General features: G+C 72.2%; 13 protein-coding genes. 3 read left to right on the top strand and 10 right to left on the bottom strand.

Going from position 1 to position 22,373, the window contains the following annotated elements:
- Positions 1–6 precede the first annotated feature (6 nt).
- Entirely contained in the window at positions 7–1,077 is a 1,071-nt protein-coding gene (locus OG206_RS24545) for an ankyrin repeat domain-containing protein (protein WP_327119625.1), read from the top strand.
- A 37-nt stretch (positions 1,078–1,114) separates the two neighbouring features.
- Here the strand turns inward: OG206_RS24545 and OG206_RS24540 are convergent, their stop codons facing one another.
- The 4 genes from OG206_RS24540 to OG206_RS24525 form a co-directional block, all read right to left on the bottom strand.
- Complete coding sequence (locus OG206_RS24540; protein WP_327119623.1) at positions 1,115–2,806, bottom strand: DEAD/DEAH box helicase; 1,692 nt, start codon at positions 2,804–2,806, stop codon at positions 1,115–1,117.
- Positions 2,807–3,003: 197 nt separating this feature from the next.
- Entirely contained in the window at positions 3,004–3,207 is a 204-nt protein-coding gene (locus tag OG206_RS24535; protein ID WP_003969786.1) for a cold-shock protein, read from the bottom strand.
- Positions 3,208–3,729: 522 nt separating this feature from the next.
- Positions 3,730–4,248: a pyridoxamine 5'-phosphate oxidase family protein gene (locus tag OG206_RS24530; protein ID WP_327119621.1), complete on the bottom strand. Its 519-nt coding sequence runs from the start codon at positions 4,246–4,248 to the stop codon at positions 3,730–3,732.
- 128 nt (positions 4,249–4,376) lie between these two features.
- Positions 4,377–5,120, bottom strand: a complete 744-nt coding sequence (locus tag OG206_RS24525; RefSeq protein ID WP_327119619.1) for a vWA domain-containing protein — start codon at positions 5,118–5,120, stop codon at positions 4,377–4,379.
- A gap of 166 nt (positions 5,121–5,286) precedes the next feature.
- Between OG206_RS24525 and OG206_RS24520 the strand changes: the two genes are divergently transcribed.
- A complete protein-coding gene (locus OG206_RS24520; RefSeq protein WP_327119617.1) occupies positions 5,287–6,210 on the top strand; it encodes a rhomboid family intramembrane serine protease in 924 nt (307 codons plus the stop codon).
- 34 nt (positions 6,211–6,244) lie between these two features.
- Here OG206_RS24520 and OG206_RS24515 read toward each other — a convergent pair whose 3' ends face one another.
- Positions 6,245–12,085 (bottom strand): TIR domain-containing protein, encoded by a 5,841-nt coding sequence (locus OG206_RS24515; protein ID WP_327119615.1) that lies wholly within the window; start codon positions 12,083–12,085, stop codon positions 6,245–6,247.
- Between the two features lie 6 nt (positions 12,086–12,091).
- On the opposite strand from OG206_RS24515, the gene OG206_RS24510 reads away from it, so the two are divergent.
- Positions 12,092–13,342 carry an SLC13 family permease gene (locus tag OG206_RS24510; protein ID WP_327119613.1) on the top strand — a complete coding sequence of 417 codons (1,251 nt, stop codon included), beginning with the start codon at positions 12,092–12,094 and terminating at the stop codon, positions 13,340–13,342.
- On the opposite strand, the gene OG206_RS24505 is transcribed toward OG206_RS24510, so the two are convergent.
- From OG206_RS24505 to gltB, 5 genes are all read right to left on the bottom strand, one after another.
- Positions 13,335–14,228 (bottom strand): inositol monophosphatase family protein, encoded by an 894-nt coding sequence (locus OG206_RS24505; RefSeq protein WP_327119611.1) that lies wholly within the window; start codon positions 14,226–14,228, stop codon positions 13,335–13,337. The genes OG206_RS24510 and OG206_RS24505 overlap by 8 nt on opposite strands.
- Positions 14,209–14,871 carry a hypothetical protein gene (locus OG206_RS24500; RefSeq protein ID WP_327119609.1) on the bottom strand — a complete coding sequence of 221 codons (663 nt, stop codon included), beginning with the start codon at positions 14,869–14,871 and terminating at the stop codon, positions 14,209–14,211. The genes OG206_RS24505 and OG206_RS24500 overlap by 20 nt, the downstream gene beginning before the upstream one ends.
- 21 nt (positions 14,872–14,892) lie before the next feature.
- Positions 14,893–15,843: a hypothetical protein gene (locus OG206_RS24495; RefSeq protein WP_327119607.1), complete on the bottom strand. Its 951-nt coding sequence runs from the start codon at positions 15,841–15,843 to the stop codon at positions 14,893–14,895.
- Between the two features lie 246 nt (positions 15,844–16,089).
- On the bottom strand, positions 16,090–17,550 hold the full coding sequence (locus OG206_RS24490; protein ID WP_327119605.1) for a glutamate synthase subunit beta: 1,461 nt from the start codon (positions 17,548–17,550) through the stop codon (positions 16,090–16,092).
- A complete protein-coding gene (gene gltB, locus OG206_RS24485) occupies positions 17,543–22,102 on the bottom strand; it encodes a glutamate synthase large subunit (RefSeq protein ID WP_327119603.1) in 4,560 nt (1,519 codons plus the stop codon). The genes OG206_RS24490 and gltB overlap by 8 nt, the downstream gene beginning before the upstream one ends.
- Positions 22,103–22,373 lie beyond the last annotated feature (271 nt).

Here is a 22,373-nt window from a genome sequence, read left to right as displayed (position 1 = left end):
CGGGGTATGACGAACGGTCCGGATGATGCTGCGACGCGCCTCTTCGACGCGCTGTACGACGGTGACGACGCCGTCGTGCGGGCGCTGCGCGCGGGCGCGTCCGCCGAGTCGCGCGACGGAGAGGGGACGACGGCGCTCTACCTGGCTTGTGTGCAGGACCTGCCCGGCACGGTGCGGATGCTGCTGGCCGCCGGAGCCGACCCGAACCGGGCGAGCGGGCCGGACGACGGCGACCTGCCGCTGTGCGGAGCGGTGTGCGGCGGTCACACGGAGGTCGCGGGGGCCCTTCTGTCCGCCGGGGCCGACCCGGATCTGCGCGAGGAGTTCGGCTTCACCGCACTGCACTGGGCGTGCGAGCTGGGCCTGGCAGAGGTCGCCGGGGTCCTCCTCGCGCACGGGGCCGATCCCGATCTGCCGGGCCCGCACGGTGAGCCGCCGCTGGTGGTCGCGGCCCGCCGGGGATCCTCCCGTACCGTCCGCACCCTGCTCGGGCACGGCGCACGCGCGCTGTCCCCCGCCCTGGACGAGGCCGGACGCGCACTGACGCTGGACGTGGAGCACGAACTGCGCGAGGCACTGCGCGCCCTGTACGGCGACGAGGGTCACGAGACGGTGGTGAGCCGCGCGCCGGTGGACGGCGGGGTGACGGTCTCCGTCGAACTGCGGCGGGACGGCGAGCCGTTCGCCGGCCAGGAGCGGCAGACGGGGCACGGGGCGGTCGCAACACTGCTGGAGGAGGCCCTGGGGCTGCGGGCACCGTTCGAGGAACTCGCGCTGCGCGCGCTGCGGGACCGGGACCCGGACCTGGACAACTGGCTGGTGTCCGTCGGCGCGCTGTGGCTGCGGGGCGACGAGGAGACGTTCCGGGAGGCGGTCGCGTGGACGGCGGACGACGACCCGCTGCGGCAGGCGTTCGGCGTGGACGTCCTGGCGCGGCTCGGATTCGGCACGGGCGGGAAGCCGTTCGCCGACCGGGCGGTTCCGCTGCTGCGGGAGGTGGCGCGGTCAGGTGCCCCGGTGCCGGCCGGCGCGGCGGCGCGCGCGCTCGCCGGGTACGGGGAGACGCCCGGGGGGTGAGGCCGCCCCGCGGGACGCGGTGACCGGCGCGGGCCGGTCACCGCGTCATCGGGTCATGCGGCCCGGCGGCCACGCCCGGGCACGCTGCCGCGCCCGGTTCCGGCCGTGCCAGCCGGTGCCGGCGACCCCGGGCGGAACCACCGGCGGACCCGGCACCACCACGAGCCGCACCGGCACCACCGCGGGCTCCGGCGCCGCCACGGGCAGCACCGCCGCCCTGCGCGGCACCCGGGGCCGAACCCGTGCCCGTGCCGCCACGACGGCCCCGGCCACGGCTGCCCGAGCGGAAGGACCCGCCGCCGGCGCCGGCGGCACCGGAGCCCTGGCCCCCGCGTGTACGCGGCTTGGGCTGCGTCGGCTGCGGCACCTCGATGACGACGGCCACACCGGAGGGCTCACGCGCGCCCGTGATGCGGCTGAGCTCCTCGTCGCTGGACTTGATCCGGGTCGTCTGCGGCGCGATACCCGCGTCCGACATCAGCCGGGTCATGTCGCGCTTCTCCTCGGGCAGTACGAGCGTGACGACGCTGCCGGACTCCCCGGCGCGCGCCGTGCGGCCGCCGCGGTGGAGGTAGTCCTTGTGGTCGGTCGGCGGGTCCACGTTGACGACCAGGTCGAGGTCGTCGATGTGGATGCCGCGGGCCGCGACGTTCGTCGCGACGAGCGCCGTGACCTCGCCGTTCTTGAACTGGTCCAGGGTGCGGTTGCGCTGCGGCTGGGAGCGGCCGCCGTGCAGGGCCGCCGCACGCACGCCGCTGGCGAGGAGTCGCTTGGCGAAGCGGTCGGCACCGCGTTTGGTGTCCACGAACATGATCACCCGGCCGTCACGGGCGGCGATCCGGGTGGCGACGGCCTTCTTGTCGGTCTCGTCCGCCACGTGCAGCACGTGGTGCTCCATGGTGGTGACGGCACCGGCGGACGGGTCGACGGAGTGTACGACCGGGTCGGTGAGGAACATCTTGACCAGCCGGTCGATGTTCTTGTCGAGGGTCGCGGAGAACAGCATCCGCTGGCCGTCCGGCTCGACCTGCTTGAGGAGGGCGACGACCTGGGGCATGAAGCCCATGTCGGCCATCTGGTCCGCCTCGTCGAGCACGGTGATGGAGACCGCGTCGAGCCGGCAGTCGCCGCGCTCGATGAGGTCCTTCAGCCGGCCGGGGGTGGCGACGAGCACCTCAGCGCCGCGGCGCAGCGCACCGGACTGGCGGCTGATCGACATGCCGCCGACGACGGTGGCGACGCGCAGGTTCACGGCGGTGGCGTACGGGGTGAGCGCGTCGGTGACCTGCTGGGCGAGCTCACGGGTGGGGACGAGCACGAGCGCCAGCGGGGCGTGCGGCTCGGAGCGGCGTCCCGCCGTGCGGGCGAGCAGGGCCAGCCCGAAGGCCAGGGTCTTGCCGGAGCCGGTGCGGCCCCGGCCGAGGATGTCCCGGCCGGCCAACGAGTTCGGCAGGGTGGCGCCCTGGATGGGGAACGGGTCGGTCACGCCCTGGGCCGCGAGGGTCTTGAGCAGTGCGGCAGGCATGTCCAGCGCGTCGAACGACTCGACGGCGGGCAGCGCCGGGGTGAGCGTCTGCGGCAGGGCGAACTCGCCACCCTGGGACGGTGCGGGCTTGCGGCGCGCGGGAGCCCTGCCGGCGCCGCGGGTGTTCGCCTGCGGCCGGTCCGCGCCGCGTCCCTTTATCGGGCGGTTGCGGGTCGGTCGGTCCTGGCGTTCGGAGCGGGTCATACGGAATTGCCCTCCTGGGGGATTCCTGGGATTACTGCCGACTCCTGCGAACTGCTCGGTCTGTGCGCCCCAGGATGCATGCACAGAGCAGGTGTCCCGTGGCGGAGCCGACGGGACAGGACGAGTCGGGAACAGCACAAACCGGGGCCCGCACCTTCACGGTGCGGGCCCCGGCTGCGAGGTACGCGTCGCGGCAATTAGGCCGGGACGATGTTCTCCGCCTGCGGGCCCTTCTGGCCCTGCGTGACGTCGAAGGAGACCTTCTGGCCCTCCTGGAGCTCACGGAAGCCCGAGGTGGCGATGTTGGAGTAGTGGGCGAAGACGTCGGCGCCGCCGCCGTCCTGCTCGATGAAGCCGAAGCCCTTTTCCGAGTTGAACCACTTCACGGTTCCAGTAGCCATGTCATTCTCCTAAAAGAGGTGCAGTGCCGAGAATCCGCACTTTACGAATTCCAAGTCGCCGCATTGAGCCCCATCCGGAGAAAGCCGGAAAACAATAAAGCGCCTGAGGAGGGTTCCCGTCAGGCGCACATAAAGTTCATGGGTACCAAAACTGCAACTGGGCAACCGTAGCACGATCCGTCGCCGGACGGCAGGGCCCTCCGTACCGGCGTGGCGCGAGTCCCGCAGACCAGGGCCGTGGGCCGGTGCCGCCCGGGCCGGAGTCCCTTGGGTGCGGCCCGGGGCTGCGAAGCGCGGAGGCCGGTTCACCTGAAAGCCGTACGGGCGGCGTGGCCGGAGCGCTCTCCGGGGGCGGTGGATTTCCGGGGGCCTTGCGCCGCCCGGGTGACGGGGAGGCCGGCGGCCGCGGTCCGGAGGCGGCCCCCGGGGTGTGCGCCGACCGGATGCGGGCCTCGTGACGGGCGCTCCCCCTTGCCGGACCGGCCGCTCGGGGCCGGGCGCCGTGCGGAGGGGGTCAGGGGGTCACACCTCGCGGACCGGGCTCGCGTCGGCGCCTCTGCGCAGGGTGCGCAGCGGGTGTCCGGGGCGCCAGACCTGTACGACGATGTCGTCGCCGTCGAGCCCGGTGCGGACGACTTCGGTGGGTTCGACGCGGAAGAGGAGGAAGGGTTCCGGCGGCGTGACCTCCTCGACGAAGCGGGCCAGGACGGCGGGGTCGGTGACCTCCACGGCGCGGCCTGAGACGCGGACGTCCCCGTCGGCCATCTCGGCGTCGGGGCCCGGGTTGGCCTGGATGGCGAAGCGGGGGTCACGCCGCAGGTCGAGCGCCTTGCGGGAGTTCGGCATCATGCCGAACCACAGGGTGTCCATCCGGAACTCCACCTCCAGGCCGGTGACCCGGGGTGAGCCGTCCTTGCGCAGGGTGGACAGGACGTGGTGCTTGTACTGCTGGAACCGTTTCTGCACGGTGTCGGCGAAGGCGGGTTGCGCCGCGCGGAAGTCCTGCCAGGTACTCGGGGTGCTCGGTGTCATGAGACCCATCGAATCCTGTAATCACGACACCCTCTGTCGGTTTTTTACGCGCGTCACCGGATCGGCCGCCGCGCCCGTACGGCGGACCGGCCAGGCGTGTGACGCGGGCCGCCTGGAGGCGTGACGCGCCCCCTCTCCTACCTGACGAGCCCCTGGGTGCGTGCCTCCACGAGCCACTGGGGGAATTCGGAGACGAGCCGGTCGTACAGTTCGGAGTCCGGGACGGCCCTGGGGTCGGGACCGGCATGGAAGAAGCCCGCGTTGTCGATCGGGCGCTTGGCCGGCACGGCGAGCTCGTCGAGTCTGCGCAGGAAGTCGAACTGTGAGCTCCGCTTGTTGCCGAAGCCTATGAACTGCCAGAACAGCGGAAGTTTCGCCGCCTTGCAGAGGTAGCGCTCCGCGGCGTGCTTGCTGACCGGGCCGCCGTCGGTCTGGAAGACGACGAGGGCGGGTGCGGTCGAGCCGCTGTCGAGGTAGTGGTCGATGACGGCGTCCATGGCCAGGTGGTAACTGGTCTTCCCCATGTGTCCGAGGCCGGCCACGATCGCGTCGATGCGGCCGTGGTGGTTGTCGAGGGCGATGTCGGTGACGGCGTCGATGTCCGTGGAGAAGAACACGACGGGCACCCGTCCGTCGTCGTCGAGGTGGGCGGAGAGCCCGAGGACCCGGTCGGCCAGGGCCTGGACGCTGCCGTCCCGGTAGTACTCCCGCATGGACCCGGAGTAGTCGAGCACCAGGTGGACGGCGGCGCGTTCGCCGCTCAGTCCGTGCTTCTCCAGCGACACATGGGCGTTCTCGTAGAGTGCGGCGATCGCCGGTGCCTGTTCCCGCACCTTGCTCAGACTGATGGCCGGGCCTGCGGCGGGGGGTGTGCCGGTCATGGCGGTCTCCGATCCTGGTGTGGTCACCGCCCTTGTGGCAAAGGGGGTTACGAGCGTATAGGCCGTCCCGCCACCCGAGTGCGCTGCTCGTCAACGGCGTTCGCTATCTTGAGCGCCGCCGCCACCAGCGGCCCCTCCTGCCCGTCCACGAGTGAAGGAGCCGGCCATGGAGGCCGCCGCCACCGCGTGTTACCGCCACCCGTCGTTCGAGACGTATGTGCGCTGCACGCGCTGCGACCGCTACATCTGCCCGGACTGCATGCGTGAGGCGGCAGTCGGCCACCACTGCGTGGAGTGCGTGAAGGAGGGGCAGCGCTCGGTGCGCCGGGCGCGGTCGCTGTTCGGCAGCGAGGTGCCGTCGGCGGCGGCGCCGGTCGTCACGTACGTCCTGATCGTGCTGAACGTCCTCGCGTACGTCGTCGAGGTGGTCCGGCCGGTGACGGTCGAGCGGTTCGGCATGCTCGGCGCGGTGCTGGTCGGTCCGGACGGCGGGCAGTACTACTACAGGGGCGGGACCACGGGCACCCCACTGGGGTTCGAGCTGACGGGCGTGGCCGGCGGGGAGTGGTACCGGCTCCTGACGGGTGCGTTCCTGCACCTGCCCCCGGACGCCTCGTTCGGGGTGATGCACCTCGTCTTCAACATGCTGGCCCTGTGGAACATCGGCCGGGTCGTGGAGGGCCAGCTCGGCCGCGCCCGGTATCTGGCGCTGTACCTGCTGTCCGCGCTGGGCGGTTCGGTGCTGGTGTACCTGATCTCGCCGGACACCGCGGCTGTCGGCGCCTCCGGGGCGGTCTTCGGCCTCGCGGCGTCGTTCTACGTCATCAGCCGGCGCCTGGGACGGGACATGCGGCCGGTCAACCAGTTCATGACGGGGTTCCTGATCTGGATGGTGGTGTCGGCGCTGTTCACCTCGTGGGAGGGGCACCTCGGCGGGCTGCTGACCGGTGGCCTCGTGACGTACGGGCTCGCCTACGCGCCGGCGAGGCTGCGGACCTCCGGGGTGCAACTGGCGGGCGGAGTGGCCCTGGTGGCGCTGCTGGCGGTGGTGGTGGCCGTGCGGACGGCGGCGCTGACCGGAGCGGTCTGACCCGACCGCGACCGGTCCGGCCGGGGCGGTGTCGTCACAGCGGTTCGCCGATGGGCAGCCGCCTCACCTCCGGCAGGTGGGGGTCCAGCTCACCGGGCGTGAAGCGGGTCATGCCCACGACGTGCCAGAACTCCCCCGCGGCGTCCCCGTCGTACTTGTAGCCGCCCGACGGGGTGAGGGTGGCCCAGCCGCCCGGCAGCCCGATCAGGGTCGCCCTCGGATGCGGCTGCGAGCCGTCGGCGGGGAGGCTCCACAGGCGTACGGTGCCGTCCTCGCCCGCGGCGGCGAGGGTGCCGCCGTCCGGGCTGAAGGCGAGGGCGAGGATCCGCCCGGCGTGGCCGGTGAGTCCGGCCAGGCGGGTTCCGGTCTCCGCGTGCCAGAGTCCGACGACACGGTCGTCGCCCGCGGTGGCGACGAGTGGTGCGGTGGGATGCGCGGCGGCGGTCCAGAGCCTGCCGCGGTGGCCGGTGAGCCGGTGCGCGGCGACGCCGTCGCGCCACAGGACCGCGAGGCCGTCCCAGCCCGCGGTGACGAGCCAGGATCCGTCGTGGCCGAAGGCCGCCCCGTACACCCGGTCGCTGTGCGCCCGCAGGTCGGCGAGGAGGTCCCCCGACCAGGGGTCCCAGAGGCGGACGGCGCCGTCGTCGCAGCCGGTGGCGAGCAGGGGGTTCGAGCCGGCTGCGAAGGCGATGGACCGGACGCGGCCCCGGTGTTCGGTCAGGGTGGCGACGGGGGCACCGGTCGAGCGGTACCAGAGCCGTACGGTGTCGTCGTCGTTCGCCGTCGCGATCAGCCGGCCGTCGGCGCTGAACGCCCCGGCCCAGATGTGCTCGGTCTCGGCGTCGATGTCCCGCAGGTGGCCACCGTCGGGGAGGGCCCGCAGGTGGATGTCGCCGTCGTTGCCGGCGGCGGCCAGTACGTCCTCGGCCGGGCTGAAGAACGCGGAGACGAGCCGGTTGCCCCGGCCGGTGATCTCCTCGGTTCGGCGTCCCGTCGACGTCTCCCAGAGGCGGACGATCCCGTCGTTGCCGGCCGCGGCGAGCAGGGCGCCGTCGGCGCTGAAGGACAGTCCGGTGACCCGGCGTCCGTGGCCGCGCAGGATGCGCCGCCCCTGACCGGTGTCGGCGTCCCAGATCTGGGCGCCTCCGTCGTTGCCGACGGTGAGGAGCTGATGGTCGCTGGGGCGGAAGGCGCATGCCCAGGCGGATCCCCGGTGGGCGGTCGGCTGACGGTCGTGGAGGGTGACGGTACGGCCGCGGCGCGCGTCGCCGGCGATTCTCCACAGCCTGACCTTGCCGTCGCTGTCGCACGAGGTGAGGAGTTGCCCGGTCGGGTGGAAGAGGACCTGGTAGACGGCGCCCGTGCCGCGTTCCAGGGCGCCGGCGGGTGTGCCGACGACGGGGTCCCACAGGCGGACCTGACCCTCGGTGCCGCCGGTGGCCAGGAGGGTGCCGTCGGGGTGGAAGTCGAGGGCGTAGACGCGTCCGCTGTGCCCGGTGAAGGTGTGCAGCAGCCGGAAGCCGACGGCGTCCCAGATGCGGACGGTGCCGCCGTCGGCGCCGCCCTGGTCGGCGGTGGCGAGGAGGGAGCCGTCGGGGCTGAACCGCGCGCGGTAGACGGAGCCGTGGTGACCGGTGAGTTCGCCGGCGCAGGAGCCGTCGGAGAGGTCCCAGCGGCGGACCCTTCCGGACGCGTCCCCGGTGATCAGCGTGCGCCCGCCGGGGCCGAACACGGCGGTGTAGACGGGCGCGGTGTGGCCGGGGAGCCGGTGCAGCGCGTCGCCGGTGGCGACGGACCAGACGGTGACCAGTCCGTCCTTGTCACCGGTGGCGAGGAGACCGCCGGTGGTGTCGAGGACGAGGGGCCAGACGCCGTCCGGGTGGACGTCGAGACGGTGACGACATGCCCCTGACACCGGGTCCCACAGGCGGACGGTGCCGTCGGAGCTGCCGGTCGCGATGGTGTCGGCGGCGATCTTCACGGCGTACACGCGTCCCGAGTGGCCCTGGAGGGTGCGCAGGGCCTGGCCGGTGCCTGCGCCGCAGATGAGGACGCCGCCGTCCTCGCTGCCGACGGCGAGGAGTTCTCCGTCGGGGCTGTAGGCGATGGGTTCGGGCAGTCGGCTGGTGCGCATGTCGAAGCCGTAGGGGACGCCCACGGAGGAGGGGCGGTGCCCGGCTTCGACGGCCATTCCCGGTGCCATGGCCGCGGCCGCGAGTTCCGGGGCGGCGCGTACGGCGTCGTCGAGGACGGGGGCGATGAGTGCGGCACGGTGCCAGCGGCTGCCGGTGAGGTCGGCGCCCCGGAGATCGGCGGCGGTGAGCCTGCTGCCGGTCAGGTCGGCGCCGGTGAGGTCGGCGCCGGTGAGGTCCGCGTGGTCGAGGCGCGCTCCGGCGAGAACGGCGTCCCGGAGGACCGCGCCGGTGAGGCTGGTCCCGGTGAGCTGGGCGTCGGTCAGGTCCGCGCCGGTGAGGTCGGCGCCGGAGAAGTCGCGGTGGGAGAGGTCCTCGCCCGCGAGCCGTGCCCCGCGCAGGTCGGCACCGGCGGGGACGCGGAGCCGGTCGCCGATCCGCAGGGCGTTGGCCCGGGCGGTCTCGCCCGAAGGTGGCCCTTCGGGGCCGAGGGTGTCGCGGACCCAGCGGGCGCAGCGCTCGTGGTCGGCGAGGTCGCAGAGGAACTCGACGGCGAGCCGGCTGAGCGTGCGGGTGGCCAGGAGTCCGTCGTCGCCCCGGTCGAGGCGGTGGGCGGCCTCGCGGGCGACCAGCCATTCGAGTACGGAGCCGTGGATGAACTGGAATACGCCGTCGTCGCTGCGCACGAGCAGGCTTCCGGCGCCGACGGCCTGGGCGCGTTCGGCGGTGGAGAGTTCGGGGGCGGTGAGGGAGGGGCCGGTGAGGCCGCTGAGCGTGCCGGCCACGGTCTCGGTGAGTTCGTCCAGGCGCAGCGCGGTGCGTCCCGATTCCCAGAGCCGCAGGGCGAGGGCGGTGACGGAGGACCAGAGGGCTTCGGCGCCGAGTCCGGGCGCGGCGCCGGGTCCGCCCTGGCCGCGCTGTTCCTCGTGGCCGATCCAGGACGTGAAGACGTCCTCGTAGAGGCGGGCGGGGCTGAGGGCGCGGCCTGCGCCGGCGACGGCGTGCAGCCGGTCCTGGCCGAGTACGGCGGCGAAGGAGAGGAGACGGGGGTTGCGGCACAGGGTGAGCAGGTCGGGGATGTCGCGCAGGAGCTGGAAGCGCTGTCCGGCGAGACGTTCGTCGCCGTAGAGGCGTTCGAGGTAGGTGCGGATCTGGTCGGGGGTGAAGCCTTCGACGGAGAGGATCCGGCGCTGCGGGAGCAGGCCGACGCGTTCGCCGAGGGCGGTGAGGATCTGGTCGTGGGACTTGAAGTGCTGGGTCCGGCTGCTGACGATGATCTTCGCGCGGTCGACGGCCGCGTCGAGGAGGACCTGGAGGTGGTCGGCCGCGCGGTCGTAGCTGACGCGGTTGACGAGTTCGTCGAAGCCGTCGAAGAGGAGGACGACCCGGCCCTCGGCGAGCATGTAGCGCAGGGCGCGCAGGTCGATGACGTCCACGTCGTGGGCGGCGAGATGGGCGGCGACGAGTCCTTCGAGTGTGTGGGCCCGGTCGAGGGTGTTGAGGGGGATGAGCAGCGGGATCAGGTGGGGCAGCTGCTCCGGGATGCGGCGGGCGAGTTCGCGCAGGGCGAAGGTCTTGCCGTGGCCGAAGTCTCCGAGGAGCAGCAGGAAGCGGCCGTGGTCGCTGTCCAGCAGGTCGATGAGGTCCTCGACGAGGCCGGTGTGCTCGCCTCCGCCGGTGCGGTCGGCGTCGCGGTAGCGCTGGGTGAGGTAGCGGGCGGGCGGGTAGTGCTCGCTGCTCTCCAGGCGCGCCGTCTGGGCGGTGACGTAACCGCGCAGGTCGAGCAGGCCCTGGAACTCGATGAAGCTGCGGAGCCTGATCCGGACGCCGCCGGAGGCCGCGTGTGCGCGCAGTGCGGGGCCGGGTGCTTCGCCGGCGTACACGACGACGGCGTCTGCTCCGGCGCCCATGGCGTGGGCCTGGGCGACGAACCGGTCGAGTTCGGCCTCGGTGGGCACGTCGGGGTGGATGGCGATGCGCTGCTGGCGCACCACTCCGTCCTCCTGCCAGGTGGCCATGATCTGGGCCATGTCGCCGGGGCCGCGGCGGGGGATGTCGCGGAGGCCGACGCCTTCGCGGCGGGCCCGGCAGATCTCCTTGACGCGGGCGGTGAGGGAGTCGTCGGGTGTGTCGGCGGGGGGCGGCCGGTCGAAGTCGGGTGCGGTGGGGGCGGCGGCCCGGGCGGGGAAGGCACGGCCGGTGTGCCGCCAGGGTCCGGTGGCGACCCGGGAGGGTGCGGCTCCGGGGGTGCGGTCGTCCCAGCGGGTGACGCCGTCGGCGGCGATCCGCAGCAGTTGGAAGCGCGCGGGTGCGGCCGAGCCGAAGACGGGCAGCCGGGCCGCTCCCGCGTCCGCCTCGGAGTGGGTGGGTTCGCCTCCGGTGGTGCGGGGGCCGCCGGTGGGGCCGTGGAGCAGGAGGTTGAGCCGGGGGCCGGTGAGCCGGGTGAGGACGTCCGCGTCGCGCAGGGGGCCGGGGCCTCCGGCGGTGTCGGCCCGGTGGCGGGCGTCGGTGAGCGGGTGGCGCAGGGCGCCGATCCGCAGCCAGCCCTCCTCCTCGTAAGCGCGCAGGGCCTCGGCGAACCAGGCGACCTGGTCACGGCCGACGGAGCCGTACTGGTCGTCGGGTCGGTGGCTGAAGGCCATGGTGGAGTTGAATCCGGCGATGACGGTGCTGAGTTCGGGGACGGGGAAGAGGGTCCAGGGCTGGTCGCTGTCGAAAACGGTGTCGAGGCCCTGGTAGAGGCTGCGGAAGAGCCGCGTGTAGTGGCGCCATTTGGGCCAGTAGGGGGCCTGGGGAGCGACCTCGTCCGCTTCGCAGGTGTGGAAGTAGCCGCGGCAGGCGGCCTGGTTGACGTCCTGGGCACCGGGTACGACGACGACGCGCTGCGGGGGGAGTTCAAGCTGGGAGCGCAGTGCGGTGAGGAAGCCGAGCGCCTGGTCGCATTCGCGGGGGCTGCCGGACGAGGTGAGGTCGCCGGTGACGACCAGCAGGTCGGGGGCGGGTGCCCCGGCGTCCCGGAGTTCGACGATGTCGCCGCGCAGCTGCCGTGCGAGGGTCTCGGGTTCGCGGCCGCGCCCGAAGTCGGGTCCGGCGAGGTGCAGCACGGTGACGCTGTCGCGGCCGGGGGCGGCCGTGGCGACGGGCGGGTATCCGGGGGCGCGGGCGGGCCTGCGCCGTCCGGTCCAGCCGGGTCCGCGGCCGGTGTCGCGGTCCGGCCCCGGCGGATAGGCCTCGGGGCGTACGGACCGGCCGGGGGCGGGCGGGGTGCCGGGGTAGCCGGGGCGCCGTGAGGGTCTGGCGTGCCCGTCCAGCGCCTGTTCCACGCGGGTCAGGAGCAGGGAGCGGGCGGCGTCGGCGGTGTCGACACCGACGAGGTCCACGTAGGTGAGGGTGGCGAGGAGCCCCTCGATGGGCATGTCGTCGACCCGGACGGTGAGCAGCCGCCGCTCCGGTGCCTCGGGGGCCGCGCGCAGTGCGGCCTGCCATTCCATGCGGCCGTAGATGGAGCGTTCGTAGTGCCGGGAGAGGACGGCGATGACGGCGGCGGACTCGCTGACCCCGCGGTCCATGTAGTCGATGAAGTTGGTGCCGGGGACGAAGTCCCACGCCTGGACGACGGTGCGGTAGCCGGCTTCCTCGAGCGTCCACGCCATCCAGGCCGCCCAGGGCTCGTCGGCGGGCGAATAGCTGATGAAGAAATCGAACTCGCTTGCTTCTGGGCTGAGTTCACCGTCTGACACCATCGTCCCATGGTAAGAGATTTCTCATGGGGGCGACTGTGGTCCGGCCGGTCCGGGGACGGTGGGCCGAAAGGCGTCGCACGGCGGCTGCATCCGCTCGACTGGCTCGCGGGCGGCCTGCTGGCCCTGGGGCTGCTCGCGGTGGTGACCGGGCTGCTGCCCACCGGTCCGGCGGAGGACCAGCTGCGGCGTGTCGGTCCCCTGGTGGTGTTCCTCGGCACCGTGATCGTGATGGCCGAACTGACGGGCCGTGCACAGGTCTTCGACGTCGTGGCCTCCTGGGTGGCACGGACGGGGCGTGGCCGTTACGCGCTGCTCTTCGGGCTGTGCGTGCTGTTCGCCTCGCTCACCACGATCACGCTGAACCTGGACACGACGGCGGTGCTGCTCACCCCGGTCATGCTGGCGATGGCGACCCGGGTGGGGATCGCGGCGGTCCCGCTGGCGATGACGACGGTGTGGCTCGCGAACACCGCGAGTCTGCTGCTGCCGGTGTCGAACCTGACGAATCTGCTGGCGGCGGACCGGGTGGCGTTGTCGCCGTCCGGTCTGGCCGCGGTGATGTGGCTGCCGCAGCTCGCGGCGATCGGTGTGACGGCGGCGTGCCTGTGGGCGTTCTACTGGCGGCGCGGCCGGCGGGGTCAGGACCGTTACACGCCGCCGGCGCCGCCGGTGGCCGAGGATCCCGTCCTGCTGAGGATCTGCGCGGTGGCCTGTGCGGGGTTCCTGCTGGCGATCCTGGTCGCCGACGTGCCGCTCTGGTCGGCGTCGCTGACCGCGATGCTGGTCGTGGTGGTGGCGTTCGCCGTACGCCGCAGGGGGGAGCTGAGCCTGTCGCTGGTGCCGTGGCGGCTGCTGGTCCTGGTGCCGGGGATGTTCCTGGTCGTGGAGACGGTCAACGCGCACGGGCTGCACGAGCTGCTGGAGTGGGTGCTCGGTTCGGACAACGGCTTCGTGGGGATGCTGCGGTCGGCCGCTGTCGGGGCGGGTATGTCCAACGTCCTGAACAATCTGCCGGCCTACGTGGCGGGCGAGGCGGTCGTCCCGGCGGGGAACCACGAGCAGCTCCTGGCCCTGCTCATCGGTGTCAACGTGGGCCCGGTCATCACCCCGTGGGCCTCCCTGGCGACGCTGCTGTGGTTCGAGCGGTGCCGCTACCACGGGACGCGGATCGAGATGGGCCGCTTCCTGTGGACGGGGCTGGTCCTGTCCGTGACGGGGACGCTGGCCGCGGTCTGCGCGCTGGCGCTGGTCAGCTGACCCGGGGGCGGGCGGGGGTGCGGCTCTCCACGGCGGCCACCTGGGCGAGCAGGTAGTCCAGGGTGTCGGCGCGGGCGGCGACGAAGCTGCGGTCCTCTCCGGGACCTTCGAAGCCGGGTCTGAACACCCCGCCGCCCAGGGTCCGCAGGAGCACCCCGGACTCGGCCGCGAGGAGCGCCCCGGCGGGCAGGTCGAGCCCTTCGGCCCGGTAGCCGACGAAGCCGTCGATGGTGCCTCTGGCCAGCATGCTCCAGCCGAGCAGCGGCGCCCACAGCTGGAGGACGCGGCGGCAGCCGAGTTCGAGGTGCTGGCGCAGGGCGGCTGCCCGGACGTTCCCGCGGCCCACGGCGTGCCCCTGGGTCCAGGCGATGACCGGTCCGGGGGCGGGAAGTCTGCCGTCGGGCCCGGTCAGCGGACCGGTGTCGGCGTGCGCCCCGTGCCCGGACACGGCGTGCCAGGTGCGGCCGGTCAGCGGTTCGTGGACGACCCCGAGCACCGGTGCGCCGGCCACGCACAGCGCGATGCCGACGACGTAGGCGGGCAGCCCGACCGCCACGTTGTTCGTGCCGTCGAGCGGGTCGACCAGCCAGGTGCGGTGGCCCGGCCCGTCCAGCATCCCGGCCTCCTCGGACAGAATGCTGTCGTACGGGAAGTGGCGTCGCAGGCGGGTGAGGACGATCTCCTCGGCTGCCAGGTCGAGCGCGGTGACGACGTCGCCGGAGGCGTCCTTGGTGCGCACCGCGAGGGGGGCGCGGAAGCGTTCCCGGAGCATGTGTCCGGCGGCCTCGGCCGCGGCGACGGCGACGGCCCGTTCCTCGGTGTACGGTCCGGCGCCGCCGGGCAGCGGCCCGGTGGCGGGCCCGGGATCAGGCGCTGACGTGCTCATCGATCCTCCTGAGGGCGGTGCGGACGGCCGCCACCGTGTGTTCCTCGTCGTACAGTCCGCGTGTCATGGTGCGCGCGGGGCCGTCCAGCGGCCCGAGCGAGAGGTCGGTCCCGCCGGGCACGGTACGGCCGAGCACGAGGGTGGCGGCGGGGGTGCGGCCGTCCGTGCAGGTGGCGTGGAACTCGCCGGCGGGCAGGGTGTACGTCTCTCCGGGGCCGTTGACGCGCTCGCGGCCGGGCTCGCCGCGCACGAGTGTGGCGGTGGGGACTATCTCGTCCACTCCCCCGGGCCCGCTGTGGACTTCGAACACGCGGTGTGTGGGGTGGCCTGCGGACGGGGTGACCAGGACCGGGACGTTGGTCACGCTTCCGTACAGGACGTGGCTGCGCAGTTCCCAGCTGTGCGCGTGCCAGGGTTCGGCGTCGTGCACGGTGCCGTGCTCCGGGTCGAAGAGGTGGACGCAGACGCCGCGCGGCCCCTCCCGCAGGAGGGGCAGGCAGAGGAAGCCCAGGGGGTGGTGCACGGCGCGCAGGGCCCGGGCCCCGGTGGCGACCTCGGTGAGGGCGCCCACCGCGGGCCGGCGGGGGTCGGGGTGCCCGGATCCGCCGCCGGAGAGGGCCAGTTCGAGCTCGTCGTAGTCCATGGGATCGCGCCCGGAGGCGCCTCACCTCCGGTAGGGGTCCTCCGCGTGCAGTGCCTTGACGATGATCTCCCCGATGTCGCTGTCGGTGAACGTCCGGGGCAGGGCGAGGTCCAGGGCCTCGAACAGCGCCCGGGTCTCGTCGACGGTGGGTTCCTCGCCCAGGGGCACGCCCACTCCGACGGGGACCGGGACCGCTTGCGCGCGGCTCTGGTGGAGTTCGGTGACGTAGTAGTCGTACAGGGGCTGTTCTCGTTCGACCAGGAGGTTGACCCGTGAGGTGTCGTCCTGGGTGATGATCAGGCAGGACTCGGACAGGTCGAAGCGCAGGGTCGGGACGGTGGAGGAGAGGTGCACCGTGATGTCCATGGTGGTGAGCCGGTCCTGGTACCAGCAGGCGGCGAGGACCGTCGCGTAGGACTCCTTGCGCACCCGGTCGGTCGTCCAGTGGCCGGCGTGTCCGGTGCTGGTGCGGGTGGCGAACATCTGGCGGAAGCGGGCGTAGGCCTGGCAGGCCCGCTCGTCGGCCGGGTTGATGATGTCGATCTTCATCGTGAGCTGGGAGCGCTGTTCCCGCGCCGCGGCGACGCACTGGGGCAGGGTGACGGCCCGTAAGTAGGTGCCGGTGCCGCCCTTGAAGTACCAGAGGTGGGTGCGCCGGCGGGCGACGCGCAGGGCCTCGGCGACCTCGTTGCCGGCGAGGGAGCGGACCATGGTGAGGTCTTCGAGGGCGCGCCGCGTGCCGGCCATGGCCTCCTCGATCGTGGCGGGCTGGCGCACGCGTTCCACGATCGAGCCGAGCGCCAGGGCACCGAGGACCACGAGCGTGGCGCCCGACGCGACATCGCTGGTGACGACGTCGCCGAAGATGTCGAGGAATCCGATGGTGAGCGCCACACCGGCGGCGATGACCACGTCGATGTTCTTGAGGATCCAGGCGACGGACCGCTCCACACGCCGTCCGCGCACCGTCATGTGATTCCGCCTCCCCCGTGGACTCCCTCGATCGTAGGAGAACGGGGCGGCCCGCCGCCAGGGGGTACGGAGGGCTCACACGGGCGGCCCGGGCGCCCGTACCGTGCGGGGACGGCCCGCGCGGGGCCCGGGCAGCGGGACGCGGGGCCCCGGACGCGCCACGGCGCCCACCGGTCCGGTCGGGGACTGGGCGGGCGCCGCGTTCAGTTCCGTACGCCGTTGTACGGGACGTCTGTTGTGCCGTGATCAGACCGTCAGGGAACGGTCCGTCGGGCGGATCGGGGCGTGCAGCGCGCTCGTCCCGGTCAGGAAGCGGTCCACCCCGCGCGCCGCGGAGCGGCCCTCGGCGATGGCCCACACGATGAGGGACTGGCCGCGGCCCGCGTCACCGGCGACGTAGACGCCGTCGACGTTGGTCGCGTAGTTCTCGTCGCGGGCGACGTTCCCGCGCTCGTCGAGGCCGAGGCCGAACTGCTGCACCAGGCCGTTGGCCTGGTCCGTGCCGGTGAAGCCCATGGCCAGGGTGACGAGCTGGGCCGGGATGACACGCTCGGTGCCGGCCTTCTGCTCCAGCTTGCCGTCCTTGAACTCCACCTCGATGAGGTGGAGCGACCGGACGTTGCCGTCCTCATCGCCCTCGAAGTGGGTGGTGGAGACGGAGTAGATCCGCTCGCCGCCCTCCTCGTGCGCGGAGGTGACCTTGTAGAGCATAGGGAAGGTCGGCCAGGGCTGGTTGGCGTTACGCTCCTCGCCCGGCTGCGGCATGATCTCCAGCTGGGTGACGGAGGCCGCGCCCTGGCGGTGCGCGGTGCCGACGCAGTCGGCGCCGGTGTCGCCGCCGCCGATGACGACGACGTGCTTGCCCTCGGCGCTGATCGGGGAGACCGTCAGGTCGCCCTCCTGCACCTTGTTGGCGAGCGGGAGGTACTCCATCGCGAAGTGCACGCCGTTCAGCTCACGGCCCGGGACGGGCAGGTCGCGGGAGACGGTGGCACCGGCGGCGATGACGACCGCGTCGTAGCGGCGGCGGAGCTTGGCGGCGTCGATGTCCTTGCCGATCTCCACCTCCGTGCGGAACTTGGTGCCCTCCGCGCGCATCTGCTCGATGCGGCGGTTGATGTGCGACTTCTCCATCTTGAACTCGGGGATGCCGTACCGGAGGAGACCTCCGATGCGGTCCGCGCGCTCGAAGACGGCGACCGTGTGACCGGCCCGGGTCAGCTGCTGGGCTGCGGCGAGACCCGCCGGGCCCGAGCCGATGACGGCGACGGTCTTGCCGGAGAGGCGCTCGGGCGGCTGCGGGGTGACGTCGCCGCTGTCCCACGCCTTGTCGATGATGGAGACTTCGACGTTCTTGATGGTGACGGCCGGCTGGTTGATGCCGAGGACGCACGCCGACTCGCACGGAGCGGGGCACAGGCGGCCCGTGAACTCCGGGAAGTTGTTCGTGGCGTGCAGGCGCTCGGACGCCGCCGACCAGTCCTCACGGTAGGCGTAGTCGTTCCACTCGGGGATGAGGTTTCCGAGGGGACAGCCGTTGTGGCAGAACGGGATGCCGCAGTCCATGCAGCGGCCGGCCTGCTTGCTGATGATCGGGAGCAGCGAGCCCGGAACGTAGACCTCGTTCCAGTCCTTGACGCGCTCGCCGACGGGGCGGGTCTGGGCGACCTCGCGTCCGGTGGTCAGGAAGCCCTTGGGGTCAGCCATTGGTCGCCGCCTCCATCATCTTCTCGGTGGTCTCCTGCTCGGAGAGCCCGGCGAGCTCAGCGGCGTCCTTGGCGGCGAGCACTGCCTTGTAGGTGGACGGGATGATCTTGCTGAAGCGGGCGACCGCGGTGTCCCAGTCGGCCAGCAGCTTCTCGGCGACCGTGGATCCGGTCTCCTCCTGGTGGCGGCGCACGACGTCGTGCAGCCACTGCCTGTCCGTGTCGTCCAGCGTCTCGACGGCGCCGACGTTGCCGGTGTTGACGTTGTCGAGGTCGAGGTCGATGACGTACGCGATGCCGCCGGACATGCCGGCCGCGAAGTTGCGTCCGGTCTCGCCGAGGACGACCGCGTGTCCGCCGGTCATGTACTCGCAGCCGTGGTCGCCCACGCCCTCCGAGACGACCGTGGCACCGGAGTTGCGGACGCAGAAGCGCTCACCGGTCCGGCCGCGGAGGAAGAGTTCCCCGCCGGTCGCGCCGTAGCCGATGGTGTTGCCGGCGATGGTGGAGTACTCGGCCAGGTGGTCGGCGCCGCGGTCCGGACGGACGATGACGCGGCCGCCGGAGAGGCCCTTGCCGACGTAGTCGTTGGCGTCGCCCTCCAGGCGCAGGGTCACACCACGCGGCACGAACGCGCCGAAGGACTGCCCGGCGGACCCGGTGAAGGTGATGTCGATGGTGTCCTCGGGCAGGCCCGCACCGCCGAACTTCCTGGTCACCTCGTGGCCGAGCATGGTGCCGACGGTCCGGTTGATGTTGCGGATCGCGATCTGCGCGCGGACCGGCTGGGCCGACTCGGCGCTGTCGGCGCCGAGGGCGTCGGCGGCGAGCTTGATGAGCTCGTTGTCGAGCGCCTTGGCCAGGCCGTGGTCCTGCTCGGCGATCTGGTGGCGCACCGCGCCCTCGGGAAGTTCGGGCACGTGGAAGAGGGGCTCGAGGTCGAGGCCCTGGGCCTTCCAGTGTGTGACGGCCCGATCGGTGTCGAGGAGTTCGGCGTGGCCGACGGCCTCTTCGATCGTGCGGAAACCGAGTTCGGCGAGGATCTCGCGGACCTCTTCGGCGATGAACTCGAAGAAGTTGACGATGTACTCGGCCTTGCCGGAGAACCGCTCGCGCAGGACGGGGTTCTGGGTGGCGATGCCGACCGGGCACGTGTCGAGGTGGCAGACGCGCATCATGACGCAGCCGGAGACGACGAGCGGCGCGGTCGCGAAACCGAACTCCTCGGCGCCGAGCAGCGCGGCGATGACCACGTCGCGGCCGGTCTTGAGCTGGCCGTCGGTCTGCACGACGATGCGGTCACGCAGGCCGTTGAGCAGCAGGGTCTGCTGGGTCTCGGCGAGGCCGAGCTCCCAGGGACCGCCGGCGTGCTTGAGGGAGGTGAGGGGCGAGGCACCCGTACCGCCGTCGTGGCCGGAGATGAGGACGACGTCCGCGTGGGCCTTGGAGACACCCGCGGCGACCGTGCCGACGCCGACCTCGGAGACCAGCTTCACGTGGATGCGGGCCGCCGGGTTGGCGTTCTTGAGGTCGTGGATCAGCTGGGCCAGGTCCTCGATGGAGTAGATGTCGTGGTGCGGCGGGGGCGAGATCAGGCCGACACCCGGGGTGGAGTGCCGGGTCTTGGCGACCCACGGGTAGACCTTGTGGCCGGGCAGCTGGCCGCCCTCGCCGGGCTTGGCGCCCTGCGCCATCTTGATCTGGATGTCGTCCGCGTTGACCAGGTACTCGCTGGTCACACCGAAGCGGCCGGAGGCGACCTGCTTGATGGACGAGCGTCGGGCGGGGTCGTAGAGGCGCTCGGCGTCCTCGCCGCCTTCACCGGTGTTGGACTTGCCGCCCAGCTGGTTCATGGCGATCGCGAGGGTCTCGTGCGCCTCCTGCGAGATGGAGCCGTAGGACATGGCGCCGGTGGAGAAGCGCCTGACGATCTCGGAGGCGGACTCGACCTGGTCGATGGAGATCGGCTCACGGCCGCTCTTGAAGCCGAACAGTCCGCGGAGCGTCATGAGGCGCTCGGACTGCTCGTTGACCCGGCCCGTGTACTGCTTGAAGATGTCGTACCGGCGGTTGCGGGTGGCGTGCTGGAGGCGGAAGACCGTGTCCGGGTCGAAGAGGTGCGGTTCGCCCTCACGGCGCCACTGGTACTCGCCGCCGATGTCCAGCGCGCGGTGCGACGCCGAGATCCCGGATGCGGGGTACGCCTTGGTGTGCCGAGCGGCGACCTCCTTGGCGACGACGTCGAGGCCGGCGCCGCCGATCTTGGTGGCGGTGCCGTTGAAGTACTGGGCGACGAAGGCTTCGTCCAGGCCGACGGCCTCGAAGACCTGCGCGCCGCGGTAGGACGCGACGGTCGAGATGCCCATCTTGGACATGACCTTCAGGACACCCTTGCCGAGGGCGTAGATCAGGTTGCGGATGGCCAGCTCGGGCTCGATGCCCTCGATGAACGTACCGGCGCGGACGAGGTCCTCGACGGACTCCATCGCGAGGTACGGGTTCACGGCGGCGGCGCCGTAGCCGATGAGCAGCGCGACGTGGTGGACCTCGCGGACGTCACCGGCCTCGACCAGCAGGCCGACCTGGGTGCGCTGCTTGGTGCGGATGAGGTGGTGGTGGACGGCGGAGGTGAGCAGCAGCGACGGGATCGGCGCGTGCTCGGCGTCGGAGTGCCGGTCGGACAGGACGATCAGGCGGGCACCGTCCTCCATGGCGGCGTCGACCTCGGCGCAGATCTGCTCGATCCGGGCGGCCAGGGCCTCGCCGCCGCCACTGACGCGGTAGAGGCCGGCCAGCGTGGCCGCCTTCATCCCCGGCATGTCGCCGTCGGCGTTGATGTGTATCAGCTTGGCGAGCTCGTCGTTGTCGATCACCGGGAACGGCAGCGTGACGCTGCGGCACGTGGCGGCGGTCGGCTCCAGGATGTTGCCCTGGGGGCCCAGCGAGGAGCGCAGCGAGGTGACGAGTTCCTCACGGATGGCGTCCAGCGGGGGGTTGGTGACCTGGGCGAAGAGCTGGGTGAAGTAGTCGAAGAGCAGCCGGGGGCGCTCGGACAGCGCGGCGATGGGCGAGTCGGTGCCCATGGAGCCGAGGGGTTCGCCGGCGGTGCGGGCCATCGGGGCCAGGAGGACGCGGAGCTCTTCCTCGGTGTAGCCGAAGGTCTGCTGGCGGCGGGTGACCGAGGCGTGGGTGTGGACGATGTGCTCGCGCTCGGGGAGGTCCTCGAGCTCGATCTCGCCGGTTTCCAGCCACTCCTCGTACGGGTTCTCGGCGGCCAGGGACGCCTTGATCTCGTCGTCCTCGATGATGCGGTGCTCGGCGGTGTCGACGAGGAACATCCGGCCGGGCTGGAGGCGGCCCTTGCGGACGACCTTGGCCGGGTCGATGTCCAGGACGCCGACCTCGGAGGAGAGGACGACGAGCCCGTCGTCGGTGACCCAGTAGCGGCCGGGGCGCAGACCGTTGCGGTCGAGGACCGCGCCGACCTGGGTGCCGTCGGTGAAGGTGACGCAGGCGGGTCCGTCCCAGGGCTCCATCATCGTGGAGTGGTACTGGTAGAACGCGCGGCGGGCCGGGGTCATGGAGGCGTGGTTCTCCCACGCCTCGGGGACCATCATCAGCACCGAGTGGGGCAGCGAGCGGCCGCCGAGGTGGAGCAGCTCCAGGACCTCGTCGAAGGAGGCCGAGTCGGAGGCGTCCGGGGTGCAGACGGGGAAGATCCGGTCGAGCTGCGCCTCGCCGAAGAGGCTGGAGGCCAGCTGGGACTCGCGGGCCTTCATCCAGTTGCGGTTGCCCTTGACCGTGTTGATCTCGCCGTTGTGCGCGACGAAGCGGTACGGGTGGGCGAGCGGCCAGCTCGGGAAGGTGTTGGTGGAGAAGCGGGAGTGGACCAGTGCGACCGCGGTGGCGAAACGGCGGTCGGAGAGGTCGGGGAAGAACGGCTCCAGCTGCCCGGTGGTGAGCATGCCCTTGTAGACGATCGTGCGGGCGGAGAGCGAGGGGAAGTACACCCCGGCCTCACGCTCGGCGCGCTTGCGCAGGACGAACGCCTTGCGGTCCAGTGCGATGCCGGCGCTGCCGCCCCCGGCGACGATCAGCTGGCGGAACTCCGGCATGACGGCGCGGGCGCCGTTGCCGAGGATGTCCGGCGTGACCGGGACCTGGCGCCAGCCGAGGACGTCGAGGCCCTCTTCGGCGGCGATCTTCTCGATCTGCTGGACGGCGTCGGCGGAGTCGTCCGCCGGCAGGAAGGCGATGCCGACGGCGTACGAGCCGGCCTCGGGGAGTTCGAACTCGACCTCTTCGCGGAGGAAGGCGTCCGGGACCTGAAGGAGAATGCCGGCGCCGTCGCCCGAGTCGGGCTCGGATCCTGTGGCGCCGCGGTGTTCGAGGTTGCGCAGTACGGTCAGCGCCTGCTCGACCAGCTCATGGCTGGCCACACCGGTCAGAGTGGCCACGAACCCGACGCCACAGGCGTCGTGCTCGTTACGGGGGTCGTACATCCCCTGCTGGACAGGGCGACCGTCCATGGGCGACCAGGCGTGGATGCGCATCGGCACTCCCGTCGTCGTCGTGGCATGTGCTGTGCCGAGGGACGACGTTGGCCCTCTGCGAAATTTCGTGCAGGTTACATGATGGAACGCTTCTCAAAAAGCGAATAGGACGTTCCAGCATGCGGACACCGCGGAGCCGCGGTGCGGGTGGGTCACGAGGGGACGGATCATGGTGGACCACTGTCCTGGGAGACCGCAGAGAGCGAGCGTCGTTGCCCGCGGTGTCTACGGCTCTTGCCCGCCGGTCATGGAATCGAAACCGCCAGGTAAC

The sequence above is a fragment of the Streptomyces sp. NBC_01341 genome (genome assembly GCF_035946055.1).
Taxonomy (GTDB): domain Bacteria; phylum Actinomycetota; class Actinomycetes; order Streptomycetales; family Streptomycetaceae; genus Streptomyces.
Note: the sequence above shows the minus strand (reverse complement) of the source record. Positions and strands in the feature narration are given on the sequence as shown.

What these genes read in the sequence shown, in the direction of transcription:
- OG206_RS24545 (WP_327119625.1), top strand. Translation starts at nt 7, where the DNA reads ATGACGAACGGTCCGGATGATGCTGCGACGCGCCTCTTCGACGCGCTG.
- OG206_RS24540 (WP_327119623.1), bottom strand. Translation starts at nt 2,806, where the DNA reads ATGACCCGCTCCGAACGCCAGGACCGACCGACCCGCAACCGCCCGATA.
- OG206_RS24535 (WP_003969786.1), bottom strand. Translation starts at nt 3,207, where the DNA reads ATGGCTACTGGAACCGTGAAGTGGTTCAACTCGGAAAAGGGCTTCGGC.
- OG206_RS24530 (WP_327119621.1), bottom strand. Translation starts at nt 4,248, where the DNA reads ATGGGTCTCATGACACCGAGCACCCCGAGTACCTGGCAGGACTTCCGC.
- OG206_RS24525 (WP_327119619.1), bottom strand. Translation starts at nt 5,120, where the DNA reads ATGACCGGCACACCCCCCGCCGCAGGCCCGGCCATCAGTCTGAGCAAG.
- OG206_RS24520 (WP_327119617.1), top strand. Translation starts at nt 5,287, where the DNA reads ATGGAGGCCGCCGCCACCGCGTGTTACCGCCACCCGTCGTTCGAGACG.
- OG206_RS24515 (WP_327119615.1), bottom strand. Translation starts at nt 12,085, where the DNA reads ATGGTGTCAGACGGTGAACTCAGCCCAGAAGCAAGCGAGTTCGATTTC.
- OG206_RS24510 (WP_327119613.1), top strand. Translation starts at nt 12,092, where the DNA reads ATGGTAAGAGATTTCTCATGGGGGCGACTGTGGTCCGGCCGGTCCGGG.
- OG206_RS24505 (WP_327119611.1), bottom strand. Translation starts at nt 14,228, where the DNA reads ATGAGCACGTCAGCGCCTGATCCCGGGCCCGCCACCGGGCCGCTGCCC.
- OG206_RS24500 (WP_327119609.1), bottom strand. Translation starts at nt 14,871, where the DNA reads ATGGACTACGACGAGCTCGAACTGGCCCTCTCCGGCGGCGGATCCGGG.
- OG206_RS24495 (WP_327119607.1), bottom strand. Translation starts at nt 15,843, where the DNA reads ATGACGGTGCGCGGACGGCGTGTGGAGCGGTCCGTCGCCTGGATCCTC.
- OG206_RS24490 (WP_327119605.1), bottom strand. Translation starts at nt 17,550, where the DNA reads ATGGCTGACCCCAAGGGCTTCCTGACCACCGGACGCGAGGTCGCCCAG.
- gltB (WP_327119603.1), bottom strand. Translation starts at nt 22,102, where the DNA reads ATGCGCATCCACGCCTGGTCGCCCATGGACGGTCGCCCTGTCCAGCAG.